Below are 19,332 nucleotides of genomic sequence, written 5' to 3' on the forward strand. Positions count from 1 at the left end.
CCCCGCTGCGCCCTCAAGCTCTGCTCCGCCGCACCGGGATTGGCTGGCGGACGGCATCTGTGATTGACGAGAACACGATGGCTGATTTACCGATCGATGACCTTAACGTTTCTTCCAACGAGACACTCATTACGCCTGAGCAGTTGAAGCGTGATATTCCGCTGACCACTGCAGCGCTGGCGACCGTCTCCGAAGGGCGCCAGGTAATACGCGACATTCTCGACGGCAAGGATCATCGCCTGTTCGTCGTGATAGGCCCCTGCTCGATTCATGACCTGAAAGCCGCGCATGAATATGCCGAGCGTCTAAAAGTGCTTGCCGACAAGGTCTCGGATACTCTGTTCCTGGTTATGCGTGTCTACTTCGAGAAGCCACGCACCACGGTCGGCTGGAAGGGCCTGATCAACGATCCGTACATGGATGACTCGTTCAAGATTCAGGATGGCCTGCATATTGGCCGTCAGCTACTGCTCGATCTCGCAGAAATGGGCTTGCCGACCGCTACCGAAGCCTTGGACCCAATCTCGCCGCAATACCTGCAGGACCTGATCAGCTGGTCGGCCATCGGTGCGCGGACAACCGAATCCCAGACTCACCGGGAAATGGCATCAGGGCTGTCGTCTTCGGTGGGTTTCAAAAATGGCACCGATGGCAGCTTGACCGTAGCGATCAATGCGCTGCAATCCGTATCCAGCCCACACCGTTTCCTGGGTATCAACCAGTCCGGCGGGGTCTCCATCGTCACGACCAAGGGCAACGCCTATGGTCATGTGGTGTTGCGTGGCGGGAATGGCAAGCCGAACTATGATTCGGTCAGCGTCGCAGTCTGCGAACAGGAACTGAGCAAAGCCGGCATCAAGCCCAACATCATGGTGGACTGCAGCCATGCCAATTCAAACAAAGACCCAGCCTTGCAGCCACTGGTGATGGACAACGTGGCCAATCAGATCCTGGAGGGTAACAATTCGATCGTTGGGTTGATGGTGGAAAGTCACCTGGGCTGGGGCAACCAGCCCATTCCCAAGGACCTCGGCGATCTGAAATACGGTGTCTCGATCACCGATGCCTGTATTGACTGGGAAGCAACTGAAAAAGCCGTTATTGGCATGCACACGAAACTGAAGGACGTACTGCCCAACCGCGCCCGCAGCTGACGCTGTCAGAATCGAAAAAACGCCGGCTTGCCGGCGTTTTTTATTCCCGGTCGAGACCGTCCGAGGAAGCACCCTGCCGTTCGATGTACCACTCCACATACGAACAGGATGGAATAACCGTATAGCCCTCCCTCGCGGCGTAATCCAGCGCATGCTGGGTCAATACGGCCGCAATACCTCGACCACGCAGCGCATCGGGTACGAAGGTCCGGTAGATATCCAGAGTTTGTTTGCCTAGATCAACATAGGCCAGATACGCGCGGTGACCATCCACGGTGGTCTCGAACTGATGGCTCGTTCGATCATGATGGATGTTTAGCTGTTCGGTCATCTCGCCTCCTCTGCAGGCTTGACCTGCCCTGTTTGTTTGGAAACTACGTGCAGCGTCCACACGTATTCTCCGTTCTTATTGTTAGCTGGACGACGCATGCTACCGCCAGGTAAGACTTGGCTTCAATTGCTTAAATCAGTAGCCGCCGCGCAATAAGCCGAACGAGCCGTAATCAAATGACCGACGCAGATGAAAACTGCAACTTTTCGGTACTCACACCGGTCCATGTATCGAGTGCAGCGGCTGACTCTGGCTGTTTTTCAGCCAGTTTGACCAGCAGTTGCCGTTAAATGAATGAGCATGCAGAAAAAATGTGGTAGCGGCTGCTTGGCTCAGTTTACTTAGCGCAACTAATCGGTAGTATGTGCGCGCCAACTTTCCATAACGGGAGTTGCCATGGATTTCATCCTTAAGGGGAACACGATGAACAACGTTCTGAAATTTTCTGCTCTGGCTTTCGCCGCAGTTCTGGCCACTGGTTGCAGCAACAGCATGACCAAAGAAAGCGAAGCCCGCCTGACCGCGACCGAAGACGCCTCTGCCCGCGCTCAAGCGCGTGCCGACGAAGCGTACAGCCGTGCCGACGAGGCACTGCAGGCTGCTCAGAAGGCCCAGCAGACTGCTGACGAAGCCAATGAGCGTGCACTGCGTATGCTGGAACGCGCCAGCCGCAAGTAAGCTTCAGGCAAAGAAAAAGCCGACCTGCCATCAGGTCGGCTTTTTTATGCGCGCCAGATTCTCCTGACGCGATATACAGGCGCGGATTCTAGAAGACGTGCTCTTCATGAGTGGCCAGCGCTTGGCCCCGCTCGGCAATCTGGATAGGCAGGCCATCCTCGCCAGCGATGATCTCACGAACCATTTCCCAATCCAGCTGGAGGGAACCTGAAGCCTCATCACGCTTGAGCAATGTATTGATAACCACCGCATGCTTGTCCATGAGTGTCATCGGTTTCTCTTCGTCTTGAAGTGGCGTGTGTGCTTCCAGATAGATCTTGCCCTGGCTCACACCAAATTTGTATGGCTCATCGATGATCCGCACCGGGGTGCCGACCTTGACCAAGCCCGCCAGCTCTAGCACGTTGTGGTTGAGCATACGGAAACAGCCATGACTGACGCGCATGCCGATACCGAATTTCTTGTTTGAACCGTGGATGAGATACCCGGGCAACGCGAGGCTCATCTTGTAAGGACCAAGCGGATTATCAGGTCCTGGCGGCACGACCTTTGGCAAAGGATCGCCATCGGCAGCGTGTTCATCGCGGATAGATTGCGGCGGGTACCAAGCCGGATTGCTTGTCATGGCTGAAATCCGTGTATTGCCCACCGGGGAGCCCCACCCCTCACGCCCGATGCCGAGCGGAAAAGTGTGCACCACGTTTTCGCCTTCCGGGTAGTAATACAGACGGTACTCCGCAAGGTTGATCACGACGCCTTCTCGCGGTCCGGGCGGCAGAATGTACCGCGTCGGTAGGATAATGTCGGTTCCTTCACCCGGTAACCAGGGATCCACGCCTGGGTTTGCCGCAACCAGTTCCAGATAGCCCAGGTCATGCGTCTCGCCGAGTGCAGCAAACGTGTCCTCGTAATTGGCCTTGATCACCTGAATCTGCCCAACCACGTCCTCACCCTCTGGAGGTAGCGGTAGTTCGAGAGCGACAGACTGGCCGGCCGAAAGCAAGGCTGCGAGTGACACACTGGAGGCGACTGCAAACGCACGCGAAAGCATTCAGGGGTTTCCTTGGGAAAGTGTTCGTGTTGGCGGCGATTGTACTCGAACCGCTGACGGCCGCCGAGCTACCAGGCGCTGACGGCAGACGGAAGGCCTTTACGCTGTGCGCTAAGTGCTTCACGGCAAGCGGGACAGAGGCGGCGATCTTTCAGAATCGAGCGCTCTATGTCTTGCCAGAGCGGGCGCGCTGGAAGAAAACCGCCACAAAGCGTGCGATCAACCTGACCATTCAACTCAAGTTGCCGTAATGCCAAGTGCAGCCGATTTTCGCGGCAGGCAAACAGATCGAACTGCTCGTCTGGAACGATGAGGCGATAGGCAAAAAGGGTCCAGGCTGGGCGCGGCATCTGAGGCTCCGATTCGAGGGGCGCGACAGTAGCCGCGCGCACGTTTCAAAGCAAGGGTTCGAGCACCGGCCAGACGTTGTCCAGCAACTGCTGCTGCGCACTCGCAGTGGGATGGATTCGATCGGCTTGCATCATGCCCTCAACGCCCCCTACACCTTCGAGAAAAAACGGGACGTATGGAAGGTTCTGCTCGTCTGCAAGCGAGTCGAACGCGTCGGCAAATGCACTTGTGTAACGTTGCCCCAGGTTGGGAGGCAAGCGCATACCGAGCAACACGATCTTGGCATCGGCCTCGCGTGATAGGTCGACCATGGCTGACAGGTTTTGATTCAGTTGTTTCGGCGGCTGACCACGGAGCCCGTCGTTGCCACCTAATTCGATAATGACTACTTCCGGATCATATTCCTCCAGCAGCGCAGGCAACCTCGCCAGCCCTCCAGCGCTGGTGTCACCGCTGATCGAAGCGTTCACGACGCGATGATCGAGATTCTCTGTATCAAGGCGTTGCTGAAGCAGCTGTACCCAGCCCTGGCTGGTTTCCAGCCCGAAAGCGGCGCTGATACTATCCCCGACCACCAGCACCGTTCCCGCCAAGGCGCCGTGAGCCCAGCACAGCAAAACCAGGACCCCACCTTTCAACCAATTTCGCATCGGAATCTCCATGAGCGCCAGCATTCTTTACGCCCGGAACCTTAGCAAAGCGGTACCCAGCGCGGAAGGCGAGCTGGCGATACTAGACGATGTGTCGTTGAGTCTCGACAAGGGCGACAGCCTTGCGATAGTCGGCACTTCCGGTTCTGGTAAATCGACACTGCTCGGCTTGTTGGCTGGCCTGGACCTGCCCAGCTCTGGGGAGGTCCACCTGGCCGGCCACCTGCTTGGCGCTCTCGACGAAGACCAGCGAGCACGCGTGCGAGCTGAACACGTCGGTTTCGTCTTTCAATCGTTTCAGCTGCTCGACAGTCTCAACGCCCTGGAGAACGTCATGCTGCCGCTGGAACTGCATGGCCGGCGTGACGCACAGGCGAAAGCTACAGAATTGCTCGACCGGGTTGGCCTAGGCGCGCGTTTGCACCATTACCCGAGGCAACTGTCAGGTGGCGAACAACAGCGTGTCGCCGTGGCCCGCGCATTCGCCGCGGAACCGGCGGTGCTGTTCGCTGATGAGCCGACCGGCAACCTCGACAGTCATACGGGCGCAACCATCACCGAACTGTTGTTCGAGCTCAACCGCGAACGCGGCACGACGTTAGTGCTGGTGACTCATGACGAACGCTTGGCACAGCGCTGTCAGCATCTGCTCCGCCTGGAAGGCGGTCGCCAACTCCTCGACGAGTTGAGCCGATGAAAAATGTACCCGCCAGCCGCTTGGCAACGCTAGCGCTGCGTCAGCTGTTGCGCGATGCGCGCGCCGGTGAGTTACGCGTATTGTTCTTCGCGCTGTTGATCGCGGTCGCAGCCAGCACGGCTATTGGCTATTTCGGCGCTCGCCTGAACGACGCCATGCTGCTGCGTGCAACCGAGTTTCTGGGCGCCGATCTCGTGCTGCGCGGCAGCGCGCCGGCCGAACCCGAACAGGTCAAGGCAGGCGAGCAACTACAACTCCAGCACGCTCGGGTGGTTGAGTTCTCCAGCGTCGTCGCAACGGATGACAACCTGCAGCTGACCAGCGTCAAAGCCGCTGACGATAGCTATCCGTTACGCGGAGAGCTTCGCAGTGCAGCAGCGCCCTACCAGCCAGAACAACCAGGTCCTGGCCCGCAGCCAGGCGAAGCCTGGGCCGAAGCGCGCCTGTTCGCCGCCCTGGACCTGCAGATCGGCGATCAAATAAAGGTGGGTAACAAGCCGCTGCGGCTGACCCGCGTACTGACTTACGAACCTGATCGCGTCGGCGATTTCTACAGCTTGACGCCACGCGTGCTGATGCATCTCGACGATCTCGAGGCCACCGGCGTGGTCCAGCCCGGTAGCCGTGTAAGCTATCGCGAACTCTGGCGCGGCTCGCCCGAACAGCTGGGAGCTTATGAAGAGCGCATTAAAGCCGAGCTCCAACCACATCAACGCATCGAGACAGCCAAAGACGGCAACCGCCAAATCGGGGGTGCGCTGGGGCGCGCCGAGCGCTACCTGAACCTGGCCAGCCTGGCCGCCGTGCTGCTCGCGGGTGTCGCAGTGGCCTTATCGGCGGCGCGTTTCGCGGCGCGCCGCTTCGATGCCAGCGCGCTGTTGCGCTGCCTCGGTCTGTCACGCCGCGAAGCACTAATGCTCTATTCCCTGCAACTCGCCTACCTCGGCCTGTTTGCCAGCACGGTTGGCGCACTGCTGGGCTGGGCAGCGCAACATGGGTTGTTCTTCCTCCTGCGCGAACTTGTGGTCAGCGAAGTGCCACCGGCCACGCTCTGGCCGGCCCTGGCGGGAATTGCAACCGGCCTGGTTGCACTGGCCGGTTTCGCACTACCGCCCCTGGCAGCGCTCGGTCGTGTGCCACCGCTGCGGGTACTGCGCCGCGACATGCTGCCGATCCCGCCAAGCTCCTGGCTGGTGTATGGCGCCGCCGTCATCGCCCTTGGCGTGATCATGTGGCGGCTCAGTCTGGACCTGAAGATTACCCTCGCGCTGCTGGGGGGTGGTCTGCTCGCCACCGCGATCCTTGGCGGATTGCTTTTGCTGGCACTGAAAGGGCTGCGTCGAGCGCTTTCCGGGGCGTCGCTGACATGGCGTTTAGGGCTCGGGCAACTGCTCCGACACCCGCTGGCGGCGGCTGGTCAGTCGCTGGCTTTCGGCCTGATCCTGCTCGCCATGGCGCTAATAGGGCTGCTGCGCGGCGAATTGCTCGACACCTGGCAGAACCAATTGCCGGATGACGCCCCCAACCATTTTGTTCTGAATGTCCTGCCCGCCGACCGGGACGCATTCGCCGCACGCATCGAGGCACTCTCCGATCACGTCGCGCCTTTGTATCCGGTGGTGCCGGGTCGCTTGGTTGCCATCAACGGCGAGCCGGTGCGCCAGCTGGTCAGCAAGGAAAGCCAGGGCGAGCGCGCGATTCGTCGGGACCTGAGCCTGACCTGGGCCCAGGAAATACCTGCCGACAATCGCCTAACCGCCGGCCAATGGTGGCCTTCAGCGCGAGGCGAACTGCCTGGCGTGTCAGTGGAAGCCGAGCTGGCCGAGAGTCTTCAGGTGCAGCTGGGTGACCGGCTCAGCTTCACAGTTGGCGGGCTCACCCGCGACGTCAGCGTGACCAGCCTGCGGGAAGTCAACTGGGACAGCTTCCAACCCAACTTCTACATGATCTTCGAGCCACAGACCTTGGAGGATATACCCGCCACCTACATGACCAGCTTTCATCTGGCCGAAGGAAAGGATCGCGAGCTGGTACAGCTAGCCAGGGATTTTCCGTCCGCAACGATATTGCAGGTGGAAGCCTTGCTCAGCCAGTTGCGCAGCATCCTGTCGCAGGTTTCGCTAGCGGTCGAATATGTGCTGATGTTCGTGTTGGCGGCAGGCCTGGCGGTATTGTTCGCCGGTCTACAAGCGACGCTGGACGAGCGGATTCGTCAAGGTGCACTGCTCCGAGCACTCGGAGCGGAGCGAACGTTATTGATCAGAGCCAGACGTACCGAATTTGGGGTATTGGGTGCCGCCAGCGGTGTACTTGCCGCATTGGGTTGTGAACTGGTCAGCGCCCTGCTCTATCACTTCGTCTTCGATCTTCGCTGGCAGCCGCATCCATGGCTGCTACTGCTACCGCTGATCGGCGCGCTGCTGGTCGGTGCGGCGGGGGTGCTGGGGACGCGGCGAGCCCTCAATGCCAGCCCACTGAACGTCCTGCGTGAAAATTGACCGGAGCAGGCTGCGCGTTTGACAACCTGTAGAATGCCCAACCCGTGCCTGAACTGGAAACTCCATGAGCCGTTATCGTCCACCTCGCCCTGCCGGAACCCCTCTGATCACCCCCGAAGGCGAGGCACGGCTACGAGCCGAACTGCACGAGCTGTGGCACGTGAAGCGTCCACAGGTCACCCAGTCGGTCAGCGAGGCGGCGGCGCAAGGCGACCGTTCGGAAAACGCCGAATACACCTACGGTAAGAAGATGCTGCGCGAAATCGACAGCCGCGTACGTTTTTTGACCAAACGACTGGAAAAACTCAAGGTCGTCGGTGAACGACCCAGCGACCCCGGCAAGGTTTATTTTGGCGCCTGGGTGACAGTCGAGGACGAAGATGGCGCACAGGCCCGCTACCGTATTGTTGGGCCAGATGAGCTGGACCTGCGCCAGGGGCTGATCAGCATCGATTCGCCGTTGGCGCGCGCCTTGGTTGGAAAAACGCTGGATGCTGAAGTCCAGGTGCAAACGCCCACCGGACCAAAACTCTGGTACATCGTCGCGATCGACTACCCATGACCAGCCAGTTATTTTAAGACCTATCAGTCACGTACTTCTTGGATCTAGCGGTTAATTTCGGCTAATTTACAAATCATCACTTTCCTACCCAGCCAGATGTTCCATCTGGTAACAGACGCCTCGGTGGCCGCCACCACGCCCGGCGACCATCCCGCAGGCGGAACGCCTGCGCTAGAGCCTCCTATCTATATCGCCTGGCAAACTGGCACGAATGCTGCGCCTGTAGCCACTGCAGTACGCGCTACGCGCGGTGAATGGCGAGGGATTGCCCAATGTCCAGTCACCCTTGATTGAGTGCATTCATGAATAAGAACAAGACTGTGTTCGCTCTATGCCTCGGAACCTTCGTGGCAATTTCAAGCCAAGCCCAGGCCGGCCTATTCAGCTCCAGCGGCTACACCCAGACGCGTTACCCGATCGTGCTGGCACATGGCATGCTCGGCTTCGACAGCATGCTTGGCATCGACTACTGGTACGGCATTCCCCAGGCGCTTCGACGTGATGGCGCACAGGTTTACGTTACCGAAGTCAGCCAACTCAACACCTCGGAGCTGCGTGGAGAGGAACTTCTTCAACAGGTCGAGGAAATCGTTGCGATCAGTGGCAAACCGAAAGTGAATCTGGTCGGCCACAGCCACGGTGGGCCAACCGTGCGCTATGTTGCCGCCGTTCGTCCCGACCTGGTCGCGTCGGTCACCAGCGTAGGCGCGCCGCACAAAGGCTCCGACGTTGCCGACCTGTTGCGCAAGATCCCCGAGGGCTCGGGTGGCGAAGCCATACTCGCCGGGCTCACCAACGGCATGGGGGCATTGATCCATTTCCTTTCGGGAAGCCCCAGTACCGAACCACAGAATTCGCTCGGCTCACTTGAATCACTCAACAGCGAAGGCGCCGCCCGTTTCAACGCGAAATATCCGCAAGGGGTTCCGACCAGCGCCTGCGGCGAAGGCGCGTACAAGGTCAATGGGGTGCGCTATTACTCCTGGAGCGGCACCAGCCCGCTGACCAACCCGCTAGATGTGAGTGACGCCATGCTGGGCGCCGGCTCGCTGGCCTTTGACGAAGCCAATGACGGCTTGGTTGGCCGCTGCAGCTCGCATTTGGGCATGGTCATCCGTGATAACTATCGGATGAACCACCTGGATGAGGTCAACCAGGTGCTTGGACTGACCAGCCTGTTCGAAACCGATCCGGTGACCATTTACCGCCAGCACGCCAACCGCCTGAAGAACGCAGGCCTCTGAGGCTCCGGTGGGGCCGCTCGGCCCCACCTCCTGACCACAAGGCATCCTGATGAAAATGCTTGCCGTCCTGTTCGTATTGACACTTATCCTCGGCGTCGCGATGTACGGAGGTGTCCCGCCCGCCCCTACGCCTGCTCAAGCCCTTGGCCGCCCTCAGCCCGTTCAGATCAACACTAGCGAGGTCAGTCCGCAACAAAGCCCAACACCCACCCGGAAGCTGCCGCGGACTGACGCGATTGCCCGTCTACCGGACTCTTTTGCAGGTACACGGGTGGACGGGCGACTGCGGGCTGACGCGGGCGGAAATCTGATCATCGATGCGGAGATACGCCGTGTCTTCGATTACTTCCTGGCCTCAATTGGTGAGGAACCGCTCAAAACCAGTGTCGCCAGGCTACGTCGCTACATCGAAACGCAGCTCCCCGAGCCTGCAGCGGACCATGCCATCCAGCTGCTGAGCCAGTACCTAGATTACAAAAGGCAGCTGCTGTTGCTGGAGCAGCACCATACGCAACAGGCCGACATAGACGCCATGCGCGATCGCCTTCGCGCGGTTCAGCAGCTGCGTGCGGGAATCTTCGATGATCGGGTCCACCAAGCATTCTTCGCGCTAGACGAGGCGACTGACCACTTCACGCTAGAACGCCTGGCCATTCGGCACGACGCAACGCTCGACGCGTCGGGCAAAGGCGCGGCATTGGACAGGTTGCAAGACAGTCTGCCAGCGGAACTGCAGGATACAGTGGCGGTACAGATGCAAAGGCAACTGAGCGAGCAGACACGTGCGCTGGCAGCCAACGGTGGCAACCCGGCCGATCTACGACAGCTACGCCAGCAGCTGGTTGGCAACGCAGCCGCAGCCCGCCTGGAGGAGCTCGACCGTCAGCGCCAGGCATGGCAAAGCCGGCTCACCGCCTATAACCAGGCGAAACGCCGGATTGAACGCAGCCAGGGACTCGGCGAGGCGGATAAACGTGCCGCCATCGCCCGCTTGGCGGCCGAGCAATTCAATGAGAACGAGCGCCAACGGCTGCAAGCTGCTGAGCAGCTGCTCGCCGCTAAGCGCGGCTAAGGATTCAATTGCTGGAAGCGCTCTGCGGACCGCCTTCGAGGAGGTACCGCTCCCGGGTGTAGGCCAGGTAGTACTTGTTCACGGCATTGACATAGCTGACCACACCCATACCCATGCTCGACATGGCAACGCGCTCAACCTGGAAAAACCACTGGTCCGGGTTAAGGCCTCGACGGCGGGCCTCGGCACGCAGGCTCTGGACCCGCTGCGGTCCGAGGTTGTAGGCCGCGAGCACAAACGCCATGCGCTCGCGCTCATTCAGCCTGGGACTGGAAAAGAAGGTTTGGCGGATATTTGCCAGATACTTCGCGCTGGCAAGCACGTTGTTATCCAGTTGACCGATATCCTTCACACCCATGCTACGAGCGGTCGCCGGCGTCACTTGCATCAGCCCGGTGGCTCCGCCCGCACCGCGCGCCGACGGATCGAGCGTCGACTCTTTGAAGGCTAGCGCAGCCAGGTTGAGCCAATCGATCTGTTGCTGCTGGGCATGCCGCTGCAAGGTCGGACGGACTTTTTCCAGGCGCTGTCTGCCGACACGATCCAGTGGATACTGCACCCGATAGAGTCTGCGATAGACGCGAACGAATGCTGCATCCTGGTTATCAGGCGCGCTGTAGGTTTGGAGGAAACGGTCGACGCTCGCACTTAGCATTCCCGCATCCTTTTGCACAAACCAATGCATATCGGCGGGGTCGCCCAGTGTCAGCTGCGATTCGATGCGCAGCTTAGGCAATACTTTTGCCCAGCGCTCTGCAATGGGCTGCTCCACCACGGTAGCCGGATAGACGCCAGCCTGTACCATCTCCAGTACGTCCTCCACCGCCAACGTGGGGTCAACCCACTCGACAGCGATCGGTGCCCGTCCGGCCTGCATCAGGCTCCGATTTAGCTTGTCCAGCGCAGGACCCGCGGCACTGCCGGCCGACAGCGCCAGGCTACGACCTGATAGTTGCTCGAAGCTCTTATAACGAGGGCCACCCTGTCGACTCACCAACACCATCGGCACCTGAGCGATCACAGCACGGCTACGGCTTATCCGGCGCGCCGCGCCTTGCGGCAAGATCTCTCCAGGGGCAACCAGATCACCCTCACCGCGTTGCAGCGCACCGAGCAGCTGGTCCTTAGCCTTGGGAATGATCTTCAAGCTGATCGGCGTGCCCTTCGAACCACGATTGAGATACTGCTCGAAGGCGCGCAGGCGCACGTATTCCACACCGATGGGCTCGCCTTTGACCTCGCCGGAACTGTTGCGGCTTTGATTGACCAGAACCCTAAGAACGCCACTGCGGCGAATATCAGCGAGATCGCGTACGGTATCCGCCGACTGCCAGGCTGGAGGCCCCATCACCCGTGCAACCGCCGGCCAGGGTGCAAGCACCAGCAGACACAGCAGCAGGGAAAATAATCGGGTCATTTCCGGGTATCGGCTCGAATGAGACAAAATGCACAGCGGCACCCTGCCGCAAGGTGGCGAAGACTCTCATAGCCTTCGCCCGGCCGCCAGCGACACCTTCTAATGGTCTTTAATTAACAGCTGCAACTACATGATTTTTATCTATATAATTTGATCTTATAAGCGAGACGCTTCATGCAACTTGTCGACATCGGCGTCAACCTCACCCACCCAACGTTTGCCCGTGATCCCCGTGCAGTTGTGCAGCGCGCCTACACGGCGGGCGTCACACAATTGGTTTTGACCGGCACTAGCCTTGCTGAAAGCGAAGCAGCACTGGCCCTCTGCCGGGAGCTGGATGAAGGCCGGCAACGGTTGTTCTGTACCGCGGGTATCCACCCTCATGACTCGAGCCAATGGGCATCCAGTACCAGTGCACAGCTCAAAGCCCTACTCGCCGAACCCGAGACGCGCGCGGTCGGCGAGTGCGGACTGGATTTCAACCGGGATCTGTCCCCTCGCGCACAGCAGGAACGGGTCCTGGAAGAACACCTGCAGCTGGCAGTAGAAACCGGCCTGCCGGTGTTTCTTCACGAGCGCGACGCCGACCAGCGTCTGGTACAAATACTTCGGCCGTTCCGTGACAAGCTCAGCGCTGCGGTCGTGCACTGCTTTACCGGCGAGAAACGCGCGCTCTATGCCTACCTCGATCTCGACCTCCACATCGGCATCACTGGCTGGATATGTGATGAGCGCCGCGGCACTCACCTGCATCCACTGGTGCGCGAAATCCCTGAAGCTCGCTTGATGCTCGAAAGCGATGCACCCTACCTGCTGCCACGCACGCTGCGGCCGAAACCTAAAGGTGGCCAGAACGAGCCGGCATTTCTTCCTGAAGTACTCCGTGAAGTGGCGCAGCATCGAGGTGTCAGCGAGGAACAGCTGGCGCAGAGCACGACCCGCTGTGCTCAGGAATTCTTCCGCATCGAGCCGCTGAATGAACACTGAACTGGCTCAAGCCCAACCACTTTCGGCCGTTAACAGAACGGGTTCGCAAAAAGGCGGCGATGCCACTGCGCGACGAACGTTCCGGTCATCGACATAAGAAGAGCATGCAATGGCTTTATGGATTCGCGATCTCTCACTGAAGTACAAGTTCTGGGCGCTGAACCTGGTGTCGTTCGCTACCACGCTGCTACTGGTGCTCTTTGCCCTACAACTCGAACAGCAGTCGCGAAGCCACGATGCTCAGAACAATGCGCAGCAATTGGGGGCTCTACTACAGGCCTGGCCAGAAGGCTCCGCAATACCCAGGGACGCCGACATTCAGGTATTTCCGGCTGGTCAGGCAGTTGCGATCGAGGGGCAACCTGTAACCGCCCGCCAAGGGTGGGTTGCAATCGAGCATGACCAGCTGTTCGGCAAGACACCGATCGTGGGCACCCAACTGGTAGCCCGACCGGGCGGGGACACTCTGGCCGTGCTGGCTCGTGTGCCCAGCACCATGCAGCTGCTGGGTGAACATTTCTTCAGCTATGCCGTTGCTGTTGCTGTGTTGATGTTGGTGCTGCTGGCCGCATCACAGTTGTTGATCCACTTCCTGCTAAGCCATCTCAACACGCTCAAGAACGTAATGGTGCATGTCGAGCGCAGCGGCGACCTGTCGATGCGAGTACCTTTGGCCAGCGGTGATGAAGTCGGCGAGATGGCTGCGGCATTCAACGCAATGCAAGCCGGTTACCAACGCATTGTCAGCACCGTTGCCCAGGCGGCGACCCGGCTCGATGACGGAGCCGCTCGGCTGGCATCAAGCATGAGCGAGGTCCGCCAGGGCATGCTCGGCCAGCAGAGCGAAACCGACCAGGCAGCAACTGCAATCAACGAGATGACCGCCACTGTCCACCACATCGCCGAACACGCCAGGGAAACACGCGACCAGTCTCAGAGTGCCGACCGCCTCGCGGGCAACGGGCAAAATGTCGTGGGACGGGTCGAGCGCTCTATATCCAGCCTGTCGCAGGGCGTCCAGCAAACGGCCGAAACGATCGGCCAGCTTGCGGCCGACAGCCAGAAAATCAACGGCGTGGTCAGCGTTATCCACAGCATCGCCGAACAAACCAACCTGCTAGCACTGAACGCGGCGATTGAAGCCGCACGTGCCGGTGAAATGGGCCGCGGCTTCGCTGTGGTTGCAGATGAAGTGCGCAGCCTGGCCAAACGCGTTCAGGTATCGACTGACGAAATCACCCAGATGATCACCGGCCTGCAAACCATGACCCGCGACGCCGTCGAATTCATGCAGGAAAGCTCACTCAAGGCAGACGACTGCGTGCGCGAAGCACGCGAGGCAGGACTCGCGCTCGAAGCCATTACTGCGGCAGTCGCACAGATGCGCGAAAGCAACACGCAAATTGCCGTGGCCGCTGAACAACAGAGCGAAGTTGCCGAGGAGCTGAACCGCTCAGTCACCGGCATTCGCGACGTCACCGAGCGAACTGTCCAGCAAACCGTCGAATCGGCAAACACCAGCGCAGAACTCGCGGCGCTCTCCGGCGAACTCAGCAAAGCGATTCACCAGCTCAAGCTTTGACCGCATCAGCGTGTACGGATGGCCTATTGGCCCGCCGGCGTAAGAGCCAGCGGGCGGCGCTCTGCTTATCCGAAGACGGTTACCGTCTGTCGACTCAATGCAACCAGTTCACCGCTGCCGGTCCATAACGCGGCCGCGCAATGACCGTAGCCGTCCTGAGCGTGCTCGATCACCGCGCGGTACCGGCACCATTCGTGGGTATCGAGTATTGGCAGTGGCTGGACAAACTCGATGGTCCAGGTCAGCGAGCTGCCCGGCGCGAAACTGTTCAGGTGTGGCAGCACGGCCGGTGGCCATGCGTCGACGAGCGCAAGCAGATGCGAGACGGTTACTGGCTCCCGGTCGACCTCGCCACGCTGACGAACCCATCCGCCCATTTCTCGCGATGTATTACCTGAGAAAGGCAGACCGCCAATGCCCCAGCGCATGACCAGATGGCGGGTGAACTCAGGTGTTGCACCGCTGATGTAGGGCAGCTCCTGGCAGGCCTCCACCGGCGGCAGTTCTGGGGCCGGCTCAGCCTCCACCCTGACGGCGGAGACGCGCGCTGCGCCGAAGCTGCCTTGCACCAGCGTCACCACCTGACCGTTCTGGATGGCACGGCCAAGTACCTGACTGACCGCCTTGCCTTCACGCAGCACTTCAGCCTCGAAGCTGACGGGCGCATCAACCGCAAGCGGCCCAACAAAGGTGATCGACAGCGACCGCACCGGACGATCACTCGGCACTTTGGCGTGCATGGCCTCAAATACCAGCGCCGCGGCCAACCCTCCAAAACCGGCCCGGCCTTGCCCCCAGCTGGCAGGCACGACGACATCTTGAGGGGTTTCACGCACGGCTTGTAGCAGTTCGGACAGGGTCATTCCTACCTCGACTCGTTGTTATTGCGGTTCATCTTATCGCTGCGCGGACCAGCGGAGGCATCGCCGAACAGTTGGTGATGTCATGCCATCTCGAGCAGCTATAGGTTGTCGCCGTCGATACCACCCCGAGGCTTGCTCACGGTGGCACGCCAAGGCAGCTGGCGTCGCAAGCTGCGGAGTGCAGCCTTCATCTCGGCCAGGTCAGTTGGCTGACCCGCATAGCGGGCCTGTTCGTACAGTCCAGCGAACGCTTGAATCTGGGCGGCAGCACCTGGCAGCCACACCGCTGCACGTTGGGCGAAGTCGCGCGCACCCTCGCCTGCCTGCCGCGCCACGCCATGCCGCGCCAGCAATCGTTCGAAGCCCTGAAACTGGCGCAGTTGCGCATCTTGTTCCCGGCGCCAAGGCTTCAGGAGCAGAAGCGCCAGCAGGACAACCAGCAACGCCCCCGTGGCGACCATCAGTAGACCGAGCTTGCGGGAGTCGACTTTGCCGAACAATCCTTGCAGTACTTCCAGCTGACGTTCGCCCTGGTAATTAAGGACCCAGCGCTGCCAGCCGTAATTGAGGCTGTCCCAGCCGAAACGCAGGTCGTTCAGCCAACCAATGTCGCGGTAGCGCCGGAGGTCCATGATGGCGCCTTCGATCAGATCCTGCTCAGCGTCAAGCGCCTCCTCCAGCCCGCGCTCGATCCGTTCCGGCGCGACCTGGAATGTCGGATCCACACTGACCCAACCGCTGCCCGCCTCCCAATATTCAACCCAGGCATGGGCATCAAGTTGACGCACCGACAGGTAGTTGCCCGAAGGGTTGACCTCCCCACCCTGATAGCCAGCGACCACCCGCGCGGGGATACCGGACGCGCGCAGCACGAAGGTCATCGCGCCTGCGTAATGAATGCAGAATCCGTTCAGCGTATCGAAGAGAAAACCGTCGACGATGTCCTCGCCCACCGGCGAAGGTCGCAAGGTATAGCTGTACGGCTGCTGGTTGAAATGGCTGAGCAGCGCTTGCACTGTTGCCTTGGGCGTCTGATGCGCGCGTCGCAGCTCCGCCGCCCAGGCCCTACTGCGTAAGTTGCCTGTGGCCGGCAGTTCCAAAGCCCTTCCCAGAACAGCAGGTCCAGCATTTGGCTCGCGCAGTGCCTCCGGCCAGGAAGTCGCTTGGTACAACAGCGGTTTGTCGACTGGCCGAGGGCGCGCCAGGTGGAAATCACTCATCAGTCGCACATCGCCCGCGTCGACCTGCGCTACGTCCAATCCATACAACCATGGCCGCCCACTGGGCTGCATGACGATGCTGTATGCAACCGGTGCGCCCCGCGGTGACCATTCTGGGGTCTGCGGAAGCTGCGATTTGAAAGACTGCGACCATCGCCGTCCATCGAAACGCTCAAAGGTTACTGCTCGCCAGTACAGCTGATCCCTATCAGGGATCGGGCCCTCGAAGCTGGCGCGAAATGCCAGGGCACTCGAGCGACTCAGCTCGGCCATATCGCCTGGCGACATGCTGTCAGCCAGACCGGTGACGCCGCGATCCTTCGGCTGAGGCAATGACCAAAGCGGCCCTAGGCGCGGAAACAGGACGAACAGCACCAGCATCAGTGGGATCGCCTGCAGGAGCAACGAACCGGCCAGTCGCAACGTCGGCCAGGGATGAGTGCCCGCAGGACTCTGCTGTAAGCCGATCATCGCCGCCAGCAGCGCGATGATCGGCGCCAGGCTGTAGATCCCGGCGAGCAGGCCGTCATTGAACAGATAGCTGGTGACCACGGCAAAGAAGCCAAGAAAGACCAGTACCAACGCATCGCGACGACTGCGCATTTCCACCAGTTTGAGAATAAACGCCGCGATCAGCAGCACCACGCCTGCATCGAGCCCGATCAGCCCCCCGCGTGAGAAATAAACGCCAAATGCGGCGCCCAGCATCATCAGTGCCTTTATCCAGCTCCGCGGGTATGGAGCGCGCATGCGGAAGATCTGCACCCGCCAGATCGCGCAACCCAGCCAGAGACCGATGATCCACAGTGGCAGATGAGCCAGATGCGGCAGGATGACCAGCACCTGCGCGACCAACAGCCAGACCAGGCCGTTGCGTGGGATAGGCTGCAAGCTGCTCATTGCGGCGCCGCCGATTCTTGGCCGAATAGCGCCAGTGCTCGCAGACAACGGTTACGGTGCTCCACGCCCACAGCGGCCTCGATGGTGGTATCCGCTATTCGGAGGGCGAAGGGTTGCTGGCGCGACGACAGTTCTACGACCCAATGACAGAGCAACGACAACCGGGATTCGATATCACCGGCGAGTTCATCGAAATCCAGTAGCGGGTCCTCACCGGACAGCGCAGTGAAATCCTTCACCAGCAAGCCTTGACCGCGGGAATAGGCTTTCCAGTGCAATCGTCTTTTCGAGTCGCCTGGTTGCCAGGGACGCAAGCCCTGGTAATCGTCGATGCCGCTGCCCAGCGCCCGCGAACCTTCACCGCTCTCTTCGTCCAGCCCGACGGCCTGGGGCAGATCACCCGCGAGTGGGCGTGGGTACACCAGCGCGGCGAGCTGCAAATCCACCCAGCTCCACGCCACGAGAATGCCCAAGGGAAATCTACTCTCAACGCGCAACCGTCCTGGTCGTAGCCAGCCACGGCGCTCGGTGGGCAGGCTAAGCTGCAGTTCGCAGGTGCCTGCGGCCGGTACGTCAACCAACTGCAGGCCGCTTTTGGGCCATCCGACCGAGACGGCTTGGTAAAGGCGTCCGCGACTCTCCAGGCGCACCCGCAAACACGCCTGCTCGCCAAGAAAAACTGCCTCCGCGCCCCCTGCTTGCAATTCGAGACCCGCCAGGTTGCGCCAGGTATGCAAAATCGCCACGACAAATACCGAGCCCAGCAAAAACGTCAGGGCATAAGCCAGACTGTTCTCGTAGTTGATCGCGGCAAGCAGCATCAACAGCAGCGCGACCAGGAAGCTCATCCCGACCGCTGTGGGCATGATGAAGATACGCCGCTGGTTGAGGCGTACGCTAGGACCCGGAGGGATGCGTTTCAGCAGCCAGCGGTCTCGTATCCGTGGTAGCACTCGCATAGCGCCCCCCGTCAGCCCAGCAGCGGCGGCATCAAAGCGCCGGCACTTCGCGCAACAGCCATTGCACCAGCGCGCCGCCGCCATGCCCGGTGGCATCGGCGCGTTCGCGCAACCGATGGCCAACCACCGAGGGCAGCACCGCCTGGACGTCTTCCGGAATCACGTAATCTCGGCCGTCGAGAAAGGCCCAGGCACGGGCTGCCGCCAGCAGCGCCAGGCTGGCGCGAGGTGACAAGCCCCAGGCGAATTGCGGCTGGGTGCGCGTGGCCTCGACCAAGCGCAGGACGTAATCGACCAGAGCATCACTGACGCGAACGGCGCTCACCGTCTGCTGGATAGCAGCTAGCTCGGCGCGATCCAGCTGGGGTTGTAACCGAGTGAGCAAATCACGACGCGAATCACCGAGCAGCAACGCTTTCTCCGCCGCTTTGGCCGGGTAGCCCAGCGAAAGGCGCATGAGGAAGCGATCCAGCTGGGATTCGGGTAACGCGAAGGTGCCGCCAGAGCTGACCGGGTTCTGCGTGGCGACCACGAAGAAGGGCTCCGGCAAAGGTCGCGTCGCGCCCTCAATCGTTACCTGCCCTTCTTCCATGGCTTCAAGCAGCGCGCTCTGGCTTTTCGGTGTGGCCCGGTTGATTTCGTCAGCCAGCACCAACTCGGCGAAGATCGGTCCAGGGTGGAATACGAACTGACCGCTATCCTTGTCGAAAACAGAGGTACCGAGGATATCGCCGGGCAGCAGGTCGGAGGTGAACTGGATGCGCTGGAAGTCCAGCCCCATGACCTTTGCAAGCGCATGGCTCAACGTCGTCTTGCCCATGCCAGGCAGGTCTTCCACCAGCAGATGCCCCCTCGCCAGCAGGCAAGCCATGGCCAATCGCACCTGCGATTGCTTGCCGAGCAGCACTTCATTGATCGCCCGCAGACAGACATCCAATCGGGTGCGCATGCAACTCTCCTTTGTTTTATCCGTCGATCCTACTGACCCGGCCTAGCTCAAGCAAAGCGGTGAAAACCTGGTGTTACGAACTTGTGATATGACGCTTGATCCTGTGCGCTGACGTTGTGCCTCATCAAAGCCCGGATCGCGCGCCATCACTCAAACGGTCGGAAACG

General features: G+C 60.4%; 18 protein-coding genes. 9 read left to right on the plus strand and 9 right to left on the minus strand.

What is annotated here, in order from left to right; all coding sequences use genetic code 11:
• The first annotated feature begins 77 nt into the window (after window positions 1-77).
• The gene (locus C1896_13395) at window positions 78-1,154 is read left to right on the plus strand and encodes a 3-deoxy-7-phosphoheptulonate synthase (GenBank protein ID AZZ45802.1); all 1,077 of its coding nucleotides are present in this window, start codon (window positions 78-80) and stop codon (window positions 1,152-1,154) included.
• Window positions 1,155-1,194: 40 nt separating this feature from the next.
• Here C1896_13395 and C1896_13400 read toward each other — a convergent pair whose 3' ends face one another.
• On the minus strand, window positions 1,195-1,485 hold the full coding sequence (locus C1896_13400; GenBank protein AZZ45803.1) for an N-acetyltransferase: 291 nt from the start codon (window positions 1,483-1,485) through the stop codon (window positions 1,195-1,197).
• A 423-nt stretch (window positions 1,486-1,908) separates the two neighbouring features.
• Between C1896_13400 and C1896_13405 the strand changes: the two genes are divergently transcribed.
• A complete protein-coding gene (locus C1896_13405; protein AZZ47670.1) occupies window positions 1,909-2,163 on the plus strand; it encodes a hypothetical protein in 255 nt (84 codons plus the stop codon).
• 88 nt (window positions 2,164-2,251) lie between these two features.
• Here the strand turns inward: C1896_13405 and C1896_13410 are convergent, their stop codons facing one another.
• The 3 genes from C1896_13410 to C1896_13420 form a co-directional block, all read right to left on the minus strand.
• Window positions 2,252-3,214, minus strand: coding sequence for a hypothetical protein (locus tag C1896_13410; GenBank protein ID AZZ45804.1), 963 nt, complete (start codon window positions 3,212-3,214; stop codon window positions 2,252-2,254).
• Window positions 3,215-3,282: 68 nt separating this feature from the next.
• Complete coding sequence (locus C1896_13415) at window positions 3,283-3,564, minus strand: hypothetical protein (GenBank protein ID AZZ45805.1); 282 nt, start codon at window positions 3,562-3,564, stop codon at window positions 3,283-3,285.
• A gap of 45 nt (window positions 3,565-3,609) precedes the next feature.
• Complete coding sequence (locus C1896_13420) at window positions 3,610-4,215, minus strand: arylesterase (GenBank protein AZZ47671.1); 606 nt, start codon at window positions 4,213-4,215, stop codon at window positions 3,610-3,612.
• Between the two features lie 10 nt (window positions 4,216-4,225).
• Here C1896_13420 and C1896_13425 point away from each other — a divergent pair, with 10 nt between their 5' ends.
• The 5 genes from C1896_13425 to C1896_13445 all read left to right on the plus strand — a co-directional run bounded on the left by C1896_13425 (window position 4,226) and on the right by C1896_13445 (window position 10,288).
• Complete coding sequence (locus tag C1896_13425) at window positions 4,226-4,912, plus strand: ABC transporter (GenBank protein AZZ45806.1); 687 nt, start codon at window positions 4,226-4,228, stop codon at window positions 4,910-4,912.
• Window positions 4,909-7,410, plus strand: a complete 2,502-nt coding sequence (locus C1896_13430; GenBank protein ID AZZ45807.1) for an ABC transporter permease — start codon at window positions 4,909-4,911, stop codon at window positions 7,408-7,410. The genes C1896_13425 and C1896_13430 overlap by 4 nt, the downstream gene beginning before the upstream one ends.
• A gap of 64 nt (window positions 7,411-7,474) precedes the next feature.
• A complete protein-coding gene (gene greB / locus C1896_13435; protein ID AZZ45808.1) occupies window positions 7,475-7,972 on the plus strand; it encodes a transcription elongation factor GreB in 498 nt (165 codons plus the stop codon).
• Between the two features lie 302 nt (window positions 7,973-8,274).
• The gene (locus tag C1896_13440) at window positions 8,275-9,216 is read left to right on the plus strand and encodes a lipase (protein ID AZZ45809.1); all 942 of its coding nucleotides are present in this window, start codon (window positions 8,275-8,277) and stop codon (window positions 9,214-9,216) included.
• A gap of 49 nt (window positions 9,217-9,265) precedes the next feature.
• A complete protein-coding gene (locus C1896_13445; protein ID AZZ45810.1) occupies window positions 9,266-10,288 on the plus strand; it encodes a lipase chaperone in 1,023 nt (340 codons plus the stop codon).
• Window positions 10,289-10,292: 4 nt separating this feature from the next.
• On the opposite strand, the gene C1896_13450 is transcribed toward C1896_13445, so the two are convergent.
• Entirely contained in the window at window positions 10,293-11,705 is a 1,413-nt protein-coding gene (locus tag C1896_13450) for a lytic transglycosylase F (GenBank protein ID AZZ45811.1), read from the minus strand.
• Between the two features lie 174 nt (window positions 11,706-11,879).
• Between C1896_13450 and C1896_13455 the strand changes: the two genes are divergently transcribed.
• Window positions 11,880-12,692, plus strand: a complete 813-nt coding sequence (locus C1896_13455) for a hydrolase TatD (protein AZZ45812.1) — start codon at window positions 11,880-11,882, stop codon at window positions 12,690-12,692.
• 109 nt (window positions 12,693-12,801) lie between these two features.
• Window positions 12,802-14,274 (plus strand): methyl-accepting chemotaxis protein, encoded by a 1,473-nt coding sequence (locus tag C1896_13460; GenBank protein AZZ45813.1) that lies wholly within the window; start codon window positions 12,802-12,804, stop codon window positions 14,272-14,274.
• A 65-nt stretch (window positions 14,275-14,339) separates the two neighbouring features.
• Here C1896_13460 and C1896_13465 read toward each other — a convergent pair whose 3' ends face one another.
• The 4 genes from C1896_13465 to C1896_13480 form a co-directional block, all read right to left on the minus strand.
• A complete protein-coding gene (locus C1896_13465) occupies window positions 14,340-15,137 on the minus strand; it encodes an acyl-CoA thioesterase II (GenBank protein AZZ45814.1) in 798 nt (265 codons plus the stop codon).
• Window positions 15,138-15,235: 98 nt separating this feature from the next.
• A complete protein-coding gene (locus C1896_13470) occupies window positions 15,236-17,257 on the minus strand; it encodes a DUF3488 domain-containing protein (GenBank protein ID AZZ45815.1) in 2,022 nt (673 codons plus the stop codon).
• Complete coding sequence (locus tag C1896_13475; GenBank protein ID AZZ45816.1) at window positions 17,254-18,216, minus strand: DUF58 domain-containing protein; 963 nt, start codon at window positions 18,214-18,216, stop codon at window positions 17,254-17,256. The genes C1896_13470 and C1896_13475 overlap by 4 nt, the downstream gene beginning before the upstream one ends.
• A gap of 31 nt (window positions 18,217-18,247) precedes the next feature.
• On the minus strand, window positions 18,248-19,165 hold the full coding sequence (locus tag C1896_13480) for an AAA family ATPase (protein AZZ45817.1): 918 nt from the start codon (window positions 19,163-19,165) through the stop codon (window positions 18,248-18,250).
• Window positions 19,166-19,332 lie beyond the last annotated feature (167 nt).

Source organism: Pseudomonadaceae bacterium SI-3 (assembly GCA_004010935.1).
Classification (GTDB): domain Bacteria; phylum Pseudomonadota; class Gammaproteobacteria; order Pseudomonadales; family Pseudomonadaceae; genus Stutzerimonas.

What these genes read in the sequence shown, in the direction of transcription:
- C1896_13395 (AZZ45802.1), top strand. Translation starts at nt 78, where the DNA reads ATGGCTGATTTACCGATCGATGACCTTAACGTTTCTTCCAACGAGACA.
- C1896_13400 (AZZ45803.1), bottom strand. Translation starts at nt 1,485, where the DNA reads ATGACCGAACAGCTAAACATCCATCATGATCGAACGAGCCATCAGTTC.
- C1896_13405 (AZZ47670.1), top strand. Translation starts at nt 1,909, where the DNA reads ATGAACAACGTTCTGAAATTTTCTGCTCTGGCTTTCGCCGCAGTTCTG.
- C1896_13410 (AZZ45804.1), bottom strand. Translation starts at nt 3,214, where the DNA reads ATGCTTTCGCGTGCGTTTGCAGTCGCCTCCAGTGTGTCACTCGCAGCC.
- C1896_13415 (AZZ45805.1), bottom strand. Translation starts at nt 3,564, where the DNA reads ATGCCGCGCCCAGCCTGGACCCTTTTTGCCTATCGCCTCATCGTTCCA.
- C1896_13420 (AZZ47671.1), bottom strand. Translation starts at nt 4,215, where the DNA reads ATGCGAAATTGGTTGAAAGGTGGGGTCCTGGTTTTGCTGTGCTGGGCT.
- C1896_13425 (AZZ45806.1), top strand. Translation starts at nt 4,226, where the DNA reads ATGAGCGCCAGCATTCTTTACGCCCGGAACCTTAGCAAAGCGGTACCC.
- C1896_13430 (AZZ45807.1), top strand. Translation starts at nt 4,909, where the DNA reads ATGAAAAATGTACCCGCCAGCCGCTTGGCAACGCTAGCGCTGCGTCAG.
- greB (AZZ45808.1), top strand. Translation starts at nt 7,475, where the DNA reads ATGAGCCGTTATCGTCCACCTCGCCCTGCCGGAACCCCTCTGATCACC.
- C1896_13440 (AZZ45809.1), top strand. Translation starts at nt 8,275, where the DNA reads ATGAATAAGAACAAGACTGTGTTCGCTCTATGCCTCGGAACCTTCGTG.
- C1896_13445 (AZZ45810.1), top strand. Translation starts at nt 9,266, where the DNA reads ATGAAAATGCTTGCCGTCCTGTTCGTATTGACACTTATCCTCGGCGTC.
- C1896_13450 (AZZ45811.1), bottom strand. Translation starts at nt 11,705, where the DNA reads ATGACCCGATTATTTTCCCTGCTGCTGTGTCTGCTGGTGCTTGCACCC.
- C1896_13455 (AZZ45812.1), top strand. Translation starts at nt 11,880, where the DNA reads ATGCAACTTGTCGACATCGGCGTCAACCTCACCCACCCAACGTTTGCC.
- C1896_13460 (AZZ45813.1), top strand. Translation starts at nt 12,802, where the DNA reads ATGGCTTTATGGATTCGCGATCTCTCACTGAAGTACAAGTTCTGGGCG.
- C1896_13465 (AZZ45814.1), bottom strand. Translation starts at nt 15,137, where the DNA reads ATGACCCTGTCCGAACTGCTACAAGCCGTGCGTGAAACCCCTCAAGAT.
- C1896_13470 (AZZ45815.1), bottom strand. Translation starts at nt 17,257, where the DNA reads ATGAGCAGCTTGCAGCCTATCCCACGCAACGGCCTGGTCTGGCTGTTG.
- C1896_13475 (AZZ45816.1), bottom strand. Translation starts at nt 18,216, where the DNA reads ATGCGAGTGCTACCACGGATACGAGACCGCTGGCTGCTGAAACGCATC.
- C1896_13480 (AZZ45817.1), bottom strand. Translation starts at nt 19,165, where the DNA reads ATGCGCACCCGATTGGATGTCTGTCTGCGGGCGATCAATGAAGTGCTG.